Source organism: Bradyrhizobium sp. B025 (genome assembly GCF_042257955.1).
GTDB lineage: Bacteria > Pseudomonadota > Alphaproteobacteria > Rhizobiales > Xanthobacteraceae > Bradyrhizobium > Bradyrhizobium diazoefficiens.
Genome location: NZ_CP170150.1, coordinates 5,008,722 through 5,021,946 on the forward strand (window position 1 = coordinate 5,008,722; position 13,225 = coordinate 5,021,946).

Consider the following 13,225-nt stretch of genomic DNA (forward strand, 5'->3'; position numbering starts at 1 on the left):
GTCTCGAAGGATGAAGGCCCGGCTGGTGGCCTCGCCCTTCGAGACGCCGCGCAAGCGCGGCTCCTCAGGGTGAGGGTCGACTGTTGTGCTCCGGAGTGCTTACGCAAACTCCAAAATCAGTGCGTCCACCGCGAGCGTCGCACCGGCGCTGGCGTGGATCTTCTTCACGGTGCCGTCCTGCTCGGCGCGGAGCACGTTCTGCATCTTCATGGCTTCGACCACCGCGAGCGTCTCGCCGGCCTTGACCTCCTGCCCCTCGGTCACCGCGATCGAGACGATGAGCCCGGGCATCGGGCAGAGCAGCTTCTTGCCAGTGTCGGAGGCCGTATTCACAGGCATCAGCCGCGCCGAGGCGGCCTCCGCCTCGGTCCAGACATAGACCGGCACCTCGACGCCCTGATGCGCGAGGCGGATGCCGTTGGCGATCGGCCGGGCCTGCACCGCGACGAAATGGCCGTCGATGGTGCCCTGCCAGACCGGATCGCCCGGCTTCCACGGCGACTGCAATAGATGCACGTGGCCGGCCTTGCCCTCGGCATCGACGAAGCGCACCGCGATCGCCTCGCCCTCGCGACCGACCTCGAGCGAAATCTCCTGGCGGTCGAGCCAGACCGCGCGGCGGCGCTCACGCTGCACGACGCGGCCACCAAGCTGACCGGAAATCTGACGCTTGCGTTCACCCAGCACGTGGTCGATGGCGGCGCCGACCGCGGCGATCCGCCGGGCGACCTCGCCTTCGGGCACGCGCACCGCAAAGCCCTTGGGGAATTCCTCGGCGATGAAGCCGGTCGAGAGCCGGCCCTCGCGCCAGCGTGGATGATGCATCAGCGCCGACAGGAACGGGATGTTGTGACGGATGCCGTCGACATAGAACGAGTCCAGCGCGGTCGCCTGTGCCTCGATCGCGGCCGCGCGCGACGGCGCGTGGGTGACGAGCTTGGCGATCATCGGATCGTAATGGATCGAGATCTCGCCGCCCTCCTGCACGCCGGTGTCGTTGCGGATGGTGATGCCGTCCTGGCTCGCTTCCGCCGGCGGACGATACTTCACCAGGCGCCCGATCGAGGGCAGGAAGTTGCGGAACGGGTCTTCGGCGTAGAGGCGGGATTCCACGGCCCACCCGGTCAGCGTGACGTCCTTCTGCGCAAGGCCGAGCTTCTCGCCTGCGGCGACGCGGATCATCTGCTCGACGAGGTCGATGCCGGTGACGAGCTCGGTGACGGGATGCTCGACCTGGAGGCGCGTGTTCATCTCCAGGAAGTAGAAGCTCTTGTCCTGGCCTGCGACGAACTCGACGGTGCCGGCGGAATCATAGTTCACGGCCTTGGCCAGCGCGACCGCCTGCTCGCCCATCTTGCGGCGGGTGGCCTCGTCGAGCAGCGGCGACGGCGCCTCCTCGATGACCTTCTGGTTGCGGCGCTGGATCGAGCATTCGCGCTCGCCGAGATAGATGACGTTGCCGTGCTTGTCGCCCAGCACCTGGATCTCGATGTGGCGGGGATCGACGATGAACTTCTCGACGAAGACGCGGTCGTCGCCGAACGAGGCCTTGGCCTCGGCCTTGGCGAGGTTGAAGCCTTCGGCGACCTCGCTCTTCGAATGCGCGATGCGCATGCCCTTGCCGCCGCCGCCGGCGGAGGCCTTGATCATCACGGGGTAGCCGATCTCGTCGGCGATGCGGACCGCGTGCTTGTCGTCCTCGATGACGCCGAGATGGCCCGGCACGGTCGAGACCTTGGCCTTGGCGGCGGCCTTCTTGGATTCGATCTTGTCGCCCATCGCGGCGATCGCGCCCGGGTTCGGGCCGATGAAGACGAGGCCGGCCGCCTCCAGCGCGCGCGGAAACGCCTCGCGCTCGGACAGGAAGCCGTAGCCGGGATGCACGGCCTGTGCGCCCGTCTTGCGGCAGGCCTCCACGATCTTCTCGATCACCAGATAGCTCTCGGCCGCAGCCGGCGGGCCGATCAGCACGGCCTCGTCGGCCATCTCGACATGGAGGGCATCGCGGTCGGCCTCGGAATAGACCGCGACCGTTTCAATTCCCATCCGGCGGGCAGTCTTGATGACCCGGCAGGCGATTTCGCCGCGATTGGCGATCAGGATGCGTTTGAACATGCTTTTCTTGAGTCTCGACCTTGGGCGGGACCCTTCCCCGACCGTTGGGGCCTCTGGGATGGGCCGTGTGACCCCCGTGGTACATTAAAATAGGCCGGAGGCAACGGTCTAAATCCGGCCCCTCTGGTGTACCAGCGCAAGACCGAAACGGGCTTAGGCAACGGGCTTGGCGCGCCCCGGGATGGGCCTACGGCTTCCCGGCCCTGGCCACGTCCCGCAACAGGGCGTGAATGAAGTCGAGTTTGGCGACCACCGCCTGCGACAGGATGAACGGATAGAGGTCGCGCATGCCCATGGCGCGGTTGACGCTGTTCATGGCGAAGGTGAAGGGCAGCCATGCGTCGACCAGCGGCTGGACGCCACGTGCCTCGTAGGGGTTGAACCGGAGCCGCGTCGACAACTCTCCGTCACGATCGACCCGCGGCCGCACCTCCATACCGAACTCGGAGGCCATCTCCAGGGTGTCGACGATGTGGAGGTAGTGCGCCCAGGTTTCGGCGAAATCCTCCCAGGGATGCGTCGTGGCGTAGGCCGAGACATAGCTCTGCTGCCAGTCCGGCGGCGCGCCTTCGGCATAATGGCGCTGCAAGGCCTGGCCGTAATCGGCCGAATCGTCGCCGAAGACGGCGCGGCATGCGTCGAGCTTGCCACCCTCGCGGACCAGCACGTCCCAGAAATAATGTCCGACCTCGTGGCGGAAATGCCCGAGCAGCGTCCGGTAGGGCTCGCCCATCTCCAGCCTGCGCCGCTCGCGCTCGATGCCGTCGGTTTCGGTGAGCGCGATCGTGATGAGGCCGTTGTCATGGCCGGTCATGATCCTCTGTCCGCTGTTCGGATCGTCGGCGAGGAAGTTGAAGATCAGGCCGCGCTCGGGATTGTCCTGCCGGTTCTGGAGCGGCAGCTTCCAGCGGATCAGGGAATAGAACAGCCGGTGTTTCGCCACCTCCAGCTCGCGCCAGCCGGCGAGCTGAGCCGGATCGGAGAGATCAGGCACCATGCCGTTGTGGCGGCAGGCGCGACAATATCCGTTGGTATCGCCCGGATCCGTGAGCCAGTTGCAGGCATCGTACTCGGCATTTCGGCACAGCATCCGTCCCCCGCCCTTGTCGGCCAGCGTCGTCCAGGACACCGCCTGAGCCTCGCCGTCCGGCTCGAGCGCCGACATCGTCTCCCTCTCCGGGAGGAAGGCGACGCGGTGACCGCAACGTCCACAGGCGCGGTTCTCGAAATAGAGGACGTTGCCGCAGGCCTGGCAGACAAAGAGCTTCAAGATTTAGCCTCTTCGAAAACGGAGTTTTATGAATGAGCGTTATGGCGCCTCGCAAAGACGCGTCCGCAGACGCATCGTTCCAATCTTCGGAACAAATAGCCAGCCCCGCCGTTAGCCGACCGGACTTTTCCGCGTTCAGGCTGGCCGCGGGCCTTTCCGACAATCTATCCCCTTTGAGCAATGGCTATCACGCTTTGTCTGTGTGAATATTGGTCCGGCACGTGCGCACACGCATCACAACGGCCGACGCCTTGAACGATCCTTTGCCAGAGACAATCGCCGCCGAAAGGCTGCGCCAGCACCTCGAAGATGTCGCGCGCGAGCGCGACAATGCCTATCGCGCGCTCCAGGAGCGCGAGGCCGAGCTCGCGCGCATCCAGCGCATCGGCAAGGTCGGCGGCCTCGAGGTCGACTTCCGCGAGGGCTTCAAGAACCGCCGCTCGCCGGAATATCTGATGATCCACGGCCTGCCCCCCGAGGCCGCCGACGAATCGCACGAGGACTGGGTCAACCGCATCCATCCCGATGATCGCGACGCCGCGGTGAAACACTTCTTCGATGTGCTGGCTGAGACCAGCGAGGATTATACCGCCGAATACCGCATCATCCGTCCGAGCGACGGCGAGACCCGCTGGATCCGCGTCGTCGCCAAGATCGAGCGTGACAGCAACGGGCGCGCCATCCGTCTCGTCGGCGCCCATATCGACATCACCGACCAGATGCTCGCTCGTGAGACGCTGCGCGAAAGCGAGGACCGGTTTCGGCTGATCGCCGACAGCGCGCCAGTGCCGATCTGGGTCACAAAACTCGACCGCAAGCGCTCCTTCGCCAACCAGGCCTATGTCGACTTCGTCGGCCTGCCCTACGAGGAGGCCATCGATTTCGACTGGCGCAAGGTGCTGCATCCGGACGACCTGCCGCATGTGCTCCAGCAATCCGTCCAGGGTGAAGCGTCGCTAAAACCCTTCGTGCTGGAAGCGCGCTACAAGAACGCCAGCGGCGAATGGCGCTGGCTGCGCTCCGAATCCCAGCCGCGCTGGGATCCGACCGGCAAGCATATCGGCTTCATCGGCGTCGCCCACGATATCACCGCCGCCAAACAGGCCGAGATCGAGCTGCGGCGGCTCAACGAGACGCTGGAAGAGCGCATCGTCGAGCGTACCGCCGAGCTCGAATCCAACGAGGCCCGCCTGCGCGCGATCCTGGAGACCAGCAACCAGTATCAGGGGCTGGTCAACCTCGAGGGCGAATTGCTCTACGCCAACAAGACCGCGCTCGCCGGCATCCGCACCGAGGCGCGGGACGTCATCGGCCAGCCGTTCTGGGACACGCCGTGGTTCACGGAGACCCCGGGCATGAGCAACGTCGCGCGCGAGGCCTTCGAGACCGTGCTGAGGGGCGAAGCGGTGCGGATGGAGATGCGGCTGCGCCTGCCGATCGGCGAGCGCGATTTCGAGTTCGGCATGCGCCCCGTGCTCGACCGCCACGGCAACATCACGGGCGCGGTGCCGGAACTGGTCGACATCACCGAGCGCCGCCGCGGCGAGGAAGCGCTGCGGCAGTCGCAGAAGATGGAGGCGATCGGCCAGCTCACCGGCGGCGTCGCCCACGACTTCAACAACCTCCTGACCATCATCCGCTCGGCGACCGACTTCCTGCGCCGGCGCGAGCTGCCGGAGGAGCGGCGCCGCCGCTATGTCGACGCCATCTCCGACACCGTCGAGCGCGCCTCGAAGCTGACCGCGCAGCTTCTGGCCTTCGCGCGACGGCAGCCGCTGAAGCCGCAGATCTTCAATGTCGGCAGCCAGGTCGAGGGCGTGGCGCAACTGGTCCGCCCGCTGGTCGGCGGCCGCATCGAGATCAGCGTCGAGGTTCATGACACGGATTGCTTCACCGTCGCCGACGTCGCGCAGTTCGAGGCCGCTTTGATCAACCTCGCCATCAACGCCCGCGACGCCATGGACGACGAAGGCCGCCTCACCATCGCGGTGCGCAAGGTGCAGGGCATCCCGAGCCTGCGCGCGCAATCGGCGCGTGGCGGCGACTATGTCGCGATCTCGGTCGCGGATACCGGCAGCGGCATCGCGCCGGAAAACATCGACGCCATCTTCGAGCCGTTCTTCACGACCAAGGAGGTCGGCAAGGGCACCGGCCTCGGCCTCAGCCAGGCGTTCGGCTTCGCCAAGCAGTCCGAAGGCGACATCGCGGTGATGAGCACGCCTGGCAAAGGCGCGACCTTCACGATCTACCTTCCGCAGGCGCAGAGCCCGGCCGCCGACGACGAAGCCGCAGCGCGGACCAGCGAGGCCGCGACCACCGGGCGCGGCTACCGCGTGCTCGTGGTCGAGGACAATGACGACGTCGGCCAGTTCTCGACCGAGCTGCTGGAGGATCTCGGCTATGTCGTCCGCCGTGTTGCCAACGCCAGTGCGGCGCTCGCGATCCTCGGCGAGAACGAATTCGCCGTCGACCTCGTCTTCTCCGACGTCATCATGCCCGGCATGAACGGAGTCGAGCTCGCCGGCATCATCCGCGAGCGCTATCCGGGCCTGCCCGTCGTGCTCACCAGCGGCTACAGCAACGTGCTCGCCGAAAACGCCCATCGCGGCTTCGAACTGATCCAGAAACCATATTCGGTGGAATCGCTGTCGCGCATCCTGCGCAAGGCGATCACCGAAAAGCTGTCGGTGGCGCGGTGAGTGTTATGGTTGCACGAAGCTCCCACAGACTCCGTCATTGCGAGCGCAGCGAAGCAATCCAGGCTGCCTCCGCGGAAAGACTCTGGATTGCTACGCTGCGCTCGCAATGACGGCGCTGGCGCCCCGTCCCAAAGCAACGGAACTTGACGACATGAAACCCGCCCTCCTCTCCGCCTGGCAGACCTGGGCGCTGCTGTCCGCTTGCTTCGCCGCACTGACCGCGATCTTCGCCAAGGTCGGCGTCGAGAACATCAATCCGGATCTGGCGACCTTCATCCGCACCATCGTGGTGCTGCTCGCCTTTTCGGTGCTGCTGTTCTTCACCGGGCAATTCGCCGTGCCCTCGGCGATCTCGTCCAGGACCTGGCTGTTCCTGGTGCTGTCGGGGCTCGCGACCGGCGCATCCTGGCTGTGCTATTTTCGCGCGCTGAAGCTTGGCCCCGCCACGCTGGTGGCGCCGATCGACAAGCTCAGCGTCGTTCTGGTTGCTCTCTTCGCGTTCGCCTTCCTCGGCGAGCGTCCGACAGCGCAGGGCTGGACCGGCATCGCCATGATCGGCGCCGGCGCGGTGCTGCTCGCGGTGAAGTTTTGACGCGGAACAAAGCTGCCGTGACATCCGTTGCTGCCGGGGCGCTTCTCGCCTCGATCGAGAGACTGATGTCGAGCCGAGATCCCGAACAGGCAAGGCAGGCCGGCCGTGCGCTGGATGCGGCCAACTTCTTTCTCGCCGACGTCCGCGACGGGCTTGGGCCCTATCTTGCCGTCTATCTCCTCACCGAGCAGCACTGGGACGAGGCGCGCATCGGCCTCGTGATGTCGATTGCCACAGTCGCGGGTATCGTGGCGCAGACACCGGCCGGCGCGCTGGTCGATGCGACCCGGGCGAAGCGGCTGGTGATGGTCGTCGCCGCCATCATGGTGACGCTTGCATCGCTTTCGCTGCCGTTGTTCCCCGGCTTCGTGCCGGTCGCAATCTCGCAAGGCATCGCGCAGGCCGCCGCCGTGGTCTTTCCACCGGCGATCGCCGCCGTCTCGCTCGGCATCTTCGGCCATGCCGCTTTCACGCGGCGGATCGGCCGCAACGAAACTTTCAATCATGCCGGCAACGCGGTCGCGGCGGGTCTTGCCGGCCTCTCCGCCTATTGGTTCGGCCCGACCGTGGTGTTCTACCTTCTCAGCGCCATGGCGATCGCAAGCCTTGTCAGCATTCTTGCGATCCCCGAACGGGCCATCGACCACGATCTCGCCCGCGGGCTGCACGAGGCCGATACACGCAGCGAACAGCCGTCAGGCCTCGCGGTGCTCCTCACCTGTCGCCCTTTGCTCGTCTTCGCGATCTGTGTCCTGCTCTTCCATCTCTCCAACGCGGCAATGCTGCCGCTGGTCGGCCAGAAGCTCGCGCTCCAGGACAAGAACATGGGCACCAGCCTGATGTCGGCCTGCATCGTCGCAGCCCAAGTGGTGATGGTGCCGTTCGCGATGCTGGTCGGCGCCAGGGCCGACCGCTGGGGCCACAAGCGCTTCTTCCTCGCTGCGCTGCTGATACTGCCCATTCGAGGAGAGCTCTACACGCTCTCCGACAATCCGTTCTGGCTGGTGGGCGTGCAGCTTCTCGACGGTGTCGGCGCCGGTATCTTCGGGGCGATCTTCCCCGTCATTGTCGCCGACCTCATGCGCAACACCGGACGTTTCAACGTCGCGCAGGGCGCGGTCATCACCGCCCAGAGCATCGGCGCGGCGCTGTCGACGACGCTTGCGGGCCTCGTCGTGGTCGGTGCGGGCTACAGCGCGGCGTTCATCACGCTCGGCGCGGTCGCTGCGATCGGCGCGATCGTCTGCCTTGTCGCCTTGCCCGAGACGCGGCATGGAACCTTGCCGCCGCTGGGGAAGACAGCGCCGCCGACATCAGCTATCGCTGCCGAATGAGCCGACCAAACCTCAAGGACTGAACGTGCCGTCTGACGCCATCTGGGCCTGGAGCATCATCGTCGCCGCGACCGCCGGCGTCATCATCCGTCCCTTCCGCCTCCCCGAAGCGATCTGGGCCGTGATCGGCGCTGGCGCCCTCGTGCTGCTCGGCTTGCTGCCGTGGCAGGATGCGCTTCTCGGCATTGGGAAGGGCGTCGATGTCTATCTCTTCCTGATTGGCATGATGCTGATCGCCGAACTGGCGCGGCTCGAGGGCCTGTTCGACTATCTCGCCGCGCTCGCGGTGGAATATGCAGACGGATCGCCGCAGCGGCTGTTTTTGCTGATCTATCTCGTCGGCACCCTTGTCACCGTGCTGCTCTCCAACGATGCCACCGCGATCGTGCTGACACCCGCCGTCTATGCCGCGACGCGCGCGGCCGGCGCCAAGCCGCTGCCCTATCTGTTCGTCTGCGCCTTCATCGCGAATGCCGCAAGCTTCGTGCTACCGATCTCCAACCCGGCCAACCTCGTCGTGTTCGGCGCGCGCATGCCGCATTTGACCGAATGGCTGCGCCTGTTCGCCCTGCCCTCGGCAGCCTCGATCCTGCTCACCTATGTCGTTCTGCGCCTGACCCAGCACCGCGCGCTGAAGGAAGAGACCATCGCGCGCAGCGTGCCGCATCCGAAGCTCAGCCGCGGCGGCAAGCTCACAGCCGTGGGCATCATCGCGATCGGAATCGTGCTGGTCACGGCCTCCGCGCTCGACAGGCAACTCGGCTTGCCGACCTTCATCTGCGGCGTGGCGACGTCCGCGATCGTGCTGCTGATCAGCCAGCAGTCACCTTTGCCTGTGCTGCGCGGCGTGCCCTGGAGCGTGCTGCCGCTGGTCGGCGGGCTCTTCGTCCTGGTGGAAGCGCTGGTGAAGACCGGCGTGATCGGGCAGCTCAGCGCGCTGCTGCACCAAGCGGTCGCGCAATCGATCCCGAAAGCTGCCTGGAGCGTCGGCATCGCGACCGCATTCGCCACCAATGTCGCCAACAATCTTCCGGTCGGCCTCGTCGCCGGCTCGGTCGCCGCCAGCGATCATTTGCCCGCGCCCGTCGTCAGCGCCATCCTGATCGGCGTCGACCTCGGCCCCAATCTGTCGGTAACAGGGTCGCTCGCCACCATCCTCTGGCTGGTCGCGCTGCGGCGGGAGAAGATCGAGGTTGGCGCCTGGCCGTTCCTCAAGCTGGGTCTGCTGGTGACGCCGCCCGCTTTGGTCGCCGCACTGGCTGCCGCGATCAGGTAGTCGCGGCCGAACCCGCCGACCAATCAAGTGCAATTGTTTGCGGTGCATCAATGCCGGCGGGGCTACCGCGGCTAGAGTTCACTTGTCGCGCGATACATGCCGCGGCAAGGAAGGTTCATCATGCAGATTCAATCAAAGGCGCTGCCGCAGCGCTTTTCCCTGCGTCGCGAAATCCGGAGCTTCATCGCGCCCGCTGAAGGCCGCGGGGAGACATCCCATCCCCTGCTCGTCTTCACCGTCGTGGCGCTGCTGGCCCTGTTCGCCATCGTGGAAATCGACCTGCACGCCGCCCAGCTTCAGGCGATCGGCCTGCTCAGCCATGGGACCGGGATCGATCCCGTCTTCCTGAGCCCGTAGCTGGAAAAGCCCGATCGCGGCCATAACGGCCGCGACCGGGCAGCGCATCCTCAGTCGTTCTCGTAGCCGTACACTTCCGGCAGGATGAAGATGGCGGCGAGCAATCCGATCAGCGGGAAGATCGCGACCATCAGCGTTGCATTCGCCTGCCCGATCGCAGCGAATACCGTCGGGAACAGGAAGATCGCCAGGAACGACGGCAGCTTCACGAACATGTAGGCGAAGCCGCTGGCGGTGCCGCGGTACTTCGGCTTGGCGACCATGGTCGGGATCGTCATGCAGTTCGACGCATCCCAATAATGGCCCCACAGCATCGCGGCGGCCGCGAACGGCAGCAGGATCTTGTTGTCGGTGTAAAGCGCGAAGGCCGCGACCAGCAACGAGGCCATCACGATCGAGAAGCCGGCGATCGCGATGCCGCGGTGGCCGATCTTCGGCGTCAACAGCGGCCCGACCCACCCGGACAGAGCGGCGAAGGAGAACAGCGCCATCGTCACCAGATTGATGCCGAGCACGCTCGACACACCGACCATCACGAACAGCACGGGCAGGTAGAACGCAAAGGTCGAGAACTCGCTCGCCTGGGTGAAACAAGCGATCCAGCCGTAGACCGTGGCGCGCCAGCGGATCGGATCCTTCTTGAGGTCGGCGAGGAACGCACGCGTGCTGGTCTTCGGAACCACCACATCCTGATCCGGCAGCATGTCGAGATTGTCGTTGAACATCTCGCGCGCGACCTGCTTGGCCTCGCGGTAGCGTCCCTTCTGCACCAGCCACACCGCCGTCTCCGGCACGTCATGACGCATGATCAGGATGATCAGCGCCGGCACCGCGCCGAGGCCGAGCGTCACGCGCCACAGCATCTCGTGCTGCATGTCGATCAGCAGGAAGATCACGATGACGCCGATGGTGAGCACTTCACCGACTGCGAACATGAACTGCCAGCGGTTGCCCATGACCTCGCGCTCACCCTTGGCCATGGATTCCATGATGTAGGTGTAGCCGGTCGAGATATCGGAGCCGAGCGGAATGCCGAGCAGGAAGCGGATCACGACGAGCCAACCGACGGTCGGCACGAAAGCCTGTGCCAGTGCCAGCACAATGAACAGCACCATCGTCACCAGGAACATGACGCGGCGGCCGATCTTGTCGGAGAGCCAGCCGCCGAGCAGCGCGCCGATCAACGCGCCGCCCTGCGTACCGGCGGCGGCAAGACCCAGCATCAGCGGATCGGGATTGTACTGCTCCTTGATGAAGATCAGCACGAAGGCGATCGAATAAAGATCCCAGGCCTCGACGAGGATCGAGGCCATCATCAGCCAGCCGACCTTGTTACCCTTGGGACTGTAGTTCGTGATCAGGTAGCGGACCGCGGCTTCGCTCGCGGTCGGTTGTGGCATCGCCATCGTCGACATTCTTCTTCCTTTCTCCAGAACTCTTTACGCGCCGAGCAGCGGCTCGATGCTGCAGTCGAGTAGGCGCGGGTCGATCCCCGCCTCCATGCCCGTGAACATCTCGCCCATGTAGTCGATCAGCGCATCGCTCGCCTTCACGGCGTCATCGACGCGGCGGCTGGCGACGGCTGCGAGAATGGCGAGATGATGGTCGATCGTGCCGGAAAGATCGGCCTGGCCCGGCATGAAGCGGTGGTGGATGTAGCCGATGCGGCGGTACAGCGTGTGCAGCGGCCGCAGCGTGTGCACCAGGAACGGCTCGCCGGCCGCCTCCAACACCAGCGCATCGATGCGGCGGTCGATGTGATTGAATTCGTCGAGGGTCAGGGTGGCGCGGCGCTCGCGCAGCAGGCGCTCGATGTGCAGCGCCTGATTACGGTGCGACAGGCTGGCGCGATCGGCCGCGAGCCGGACGACAAAGCGCTCCATGTCACGGCGCAAGGCCAGCAGCATCCGCTCGCGCGCAAGATCGATCGGCGCGATGTGCAGGCCGTGGCGCGGACGGATGATGATGAGCGTGTCGGCGGACAGACGATTGACGGCGTGATGCACCGGTGTGCGACCGAAGCCGGTGATGTGCTGCAATTCCAGCATCGTCATGAATTGTCCGGGCTTGAGCTCGCAGTGGACGAGGAGCTCTTCGATCCTCTGGTAAGCCAGCTCGAAGAAGTTGAGCCGGTTGCGCCGGGAGGGCTTGCCCTCGCCGTCGTCCTCGTTTCTCACCACCTCGAGCGCGCGCTTGCGCCGTGCCATGTCGTCCTCCTGTCAGCCGCGCTCTCATTGCTGGGTGGCGCCTATTTGTGGCACCCTTAAAACATGTTGTGATATATTACAAGCAGGCGTAAGACTTCGGCGCGACCTGCGGCATGCTGCAGTGCGAAATGAGACTTCAGGCGCGAGGCGCCTGTGATGGGAGGATTGTTGCCGTGAAGATCACGTCGATCGAGACGCTGCGCACCGAGGAATTTTCCAACGTCATCTGGGTGCGCGTCCACACCGACACGGGCATGATCGGTCTCGGCGAAACCTTCTATGGCGCGGGCGCGGTCGAAGCGCAGATCCACGATACGTTCGCCGGCCGACTGCTCGGCCGCAATCCCCTGCACATCGAAGCGATCCACCGCGACATGCTGAACCTGCCGATGGCGCAATCCTCGACCGGTGTCGAGTATCGCGCCGCTTCAGCGATCGACATCGCGCTGTGGGACCTGTTCGGCAAGGTCTGCAATCAGCCGGTACACCAGATGCTCGGCGGCCTCTGCCGCGACAAGCAGCGCATCTACAACACCTGCGCCGGCACGCAATATGTCCGCTCCACCAATATCAGCCCGGTCGCGAACTGGAATCTCGGTGCCTCCAAGGGTCCCTATGAGGACCTCGACGGCTTCATGCACCACGCCGACGCGCTCGCCGAAAGCCTTCTGGAGAGCGGCATCTCCGCAATGAAGATCTGGCCGTTCGATCCGGCGGCCCAGGAGAACAAGGGGCTCTACATCACCGCTGCGCAGATGAAACGGGCGATCGAGCCGTTCGAGAAGATCCGCAAGGCCGTCGGCGACAAGATGGAGATCATGGTCGAGCTCCATTCGCTGTGGAACCTGCCGACCGCCAAGCAGATCGCGCGCGCGCTCGAGCCCTACAAGCCGACCTGGTACGAAGACCCGATCCGCATGAACTCGCCGCAGGCGCTCGCCGAATATGCGCGCTCGACCGACGTCTGGGTCTGCGCCAGCGAGACGCTGGGCTCGCGCTTCCCCTACAAGGACATGCTCGACCGCGACGCCATGCATGTGGTGATGGCGGATCTGTGCTGGACCGGCGGCCTCACCGAGGGCCGCAAGATCGCCGCGATGGCCGAAACCTATCACCGGCCTTTTGCTCCTCATGATTGCATCGGCCCGATCGGCTTCATCGCCGCCATCCACATGTCGTTCAGCCAGCCCAACACGCTGATCCAGGAATCGGTGCGCGCCTTCTACAAGGGCTGGTACAATGAGCTCGTCACCACGATGCCTGTTATCAAGGACGGCTATGTTTTCCCGATGGAAGGCCCCGGCCTTGGCGTCGACCTGCTGCCTGCGGTATTCGACCGCAGCGATCTCACCGTGCGCCGCTCCAACGTCTGAGG

General features: G+C 65.2%; 10 protein-coding genes. 6 read left to right on the plus strand and 4 right to left on the minus strand.

The genetic code is table 11. The features are described 5' to 3' along the window. Positions 1-99: 99 nt before the first annotated feature. Positions 100-2,115, minus strand: a complete 2,016-nt coding sequence (locus ACE10W_RS23300; protein ID WP_182871917.1) for an acetyl/propionyl/methylcrotonyl-CoA carboxylase subunit alpha — start codon at positions 2,113-2,115, stop codon at positions 100-102. A 187-nt stretch (positions 2,116-2,302) separates the two neighbouring features. Continuing rightward, positions 2,303-3,385 carry a putative zinc-binding metallopeptidase gene (locus tag ACE10W_RS23305; protein WP_182871918.1) on the minus strand — a complete coding sequence of 361 codons (1,083 nt, stop codon included), beginning with the start codon at positions 3,383-3,385 and terminating at the stop codon, positions 2,303-2,305. A gap of 221 nt (positions 3,386-3,606) precedes the next feature. Here ACE10W_RS23305 and ACE10W_RS23310 point away from each other — a divergent pair, with 221 nt between their 5' ends. The 5 genes from ACE10W_RS23310 (at position 3,607) to ACE10W_RS23330 (ending at position 9,643) form a co-directional block, all read left to right on the plus strand. Further along, positions 3,607-6,084: a PAS domain-containing sensor histidine kinase gene (locus ACE10W_RS23310; RefSeq protein ID WP_182871919.1), complete on the plus strand. Its 2,478-nt coding sequence runs from the start codon at positions 3,607-3,609 to the stop codon at positions 6,082-6,084. A gap of 151 nt (positions 6,085-6,235) precedes the next feature. Then, positions 6,236-6,676: an EamA family transporter gene (locus ACE10W_RS23315; RefSeq protein WP_011088026.1), complete on the plus strand. Its 441-nt coding sequence runs from the start codon at positions 6,236-6,238 to the stop codon at positions 6,674-6,676. 65 nt (positions 6,677-6,741) lie between these two features. Then, positions 6,742-8,010 carry an MFS transporter gene (locus tag ACE10W_RS23320; RefSeq protein ID WP_182871920.1) on the plus strand — a complete coding sequence of 423 codons (1,269 nt, stop codon included), beginning with the start codon at positions 6,742-6,744 and terminating at the stop codon, positions 8,008-8,010. Positions 8,011-8,035: 25 nt separating this feature from the next. Next, complete coding sequence (locus ACE10W_RS23325) at positions 8,036-9,286, plus strand: arsenic transporter (RefSeq protein ID WP_162603577.1); 1,251 nt, start codon at positions 8,036-8,038, stop codon at positions 9,284-9,286. A 120-nt stretch (positions 9,287-9,406) separates the two neighbouring features. Further along, a complete protein-coding gene (locus ACE10W_RS23330; RefSeq protein WP_182871921.1) occupies positions 9,407-9,643 on the plus strand; it encodes a hypothetical protein in 237 nt (78 codons plus the stop codon). A 50-nt stretch (positions 9,644-9,693) separates the two neighbouring features. Here the strand turns inward: ACE10W_RS23330 and ACE10W_RS23335 are convergent, their stop codons facing one another. Both ACE10W_RS23335 and ACE10W_RS23340 read right to left on the minus strand, forming a co-directional pair. Beyond that, complete coding sequence (locus ACE10W_RS23335) at positions 9,694-11,058, minus strand: MFS transporter (protein WP_011088030.1); 1,365 nt, start codon at positions 11,056-11,058, stop codon at positions 9,694-9,696. A gap of 24 nt (positions 11,059-11,082) precedes the next feature. After that, positions 11,083-11,850 carry a GntR family transcriptional regulator gene (locus ACE10W_RS23340; RefSeq protein ID WP_011088031.1) on the minus strand — a complete coding sequence of 256 codons (768 nt, stop codon included), beginning with the start codon at positions 11,848-11,850 and terminating at the stop codon, positions 11,083-11,085. A 173-nt stretch (positions 11,851-12,023) separates the two neighbouring features. Between ACE10W_RS23340 and ACE10W_RS23345 the strand changes: the two genes are divergently transcribed. Next, positions 12,024-13,223: a mandelate racemase/muconate lactonizing enzyme family protein gene (locus ACE10W_RS23345; protein WP_038967093.1), complete on the plus strand. Its 1,200-nt coding sequence runs from the start codon at positions 12,024-12,026 to the stop codon at positions 13,221-13,223. Positions 13,224-13,225 lie beyond the last annotated feature (2 nt).

Coding starts and splice junctions, on each gene's coding strand:
- ACE10W_RS23315 (WP_011088026.1), top strand. CDS start 6,236: ATGAAACCCGCCCTCCTCTCCGCCTGGCAGACCTGGGCGCTGCTGTCC.
- ACE10W_RS23320 (WP_182871920.1), top strand. CDS start 6,742: ATGTCGAGCCGAGATCCCGAACAGGCAAGGCAGGCCGGCCGTGCGCTG.
- ACE10W_RS23300 (WP_182871917.1), bottom strand. CDS start 2,115: ATGTTCAAACGCATCCTGATCGCCAATCGCGGCGAAATCGCCTGCCGG.
- ACE10W_RS23340 (WP_011088031.1), bottom strand. CDS start 11,850: ATGGCACGGCGCAAGCGCGCGCTCGAGGTGGTGAGAAACGAGGACGAC.
- ACE10W_RS23330 (WP_182871921.1), top strand. CDS start 9,407: ATGCAGATTCAATCAAAGGCGCTGCCGCAGCGCTTTTCCCTGCGTCGC.
- ACE10W_RS23335 (WP_011088030.1), bottom strand. CDS start 11,058: ATGTCGACGATGGCGATGCCACAACCGACCGCGAGCGAAGCCGCGGTC.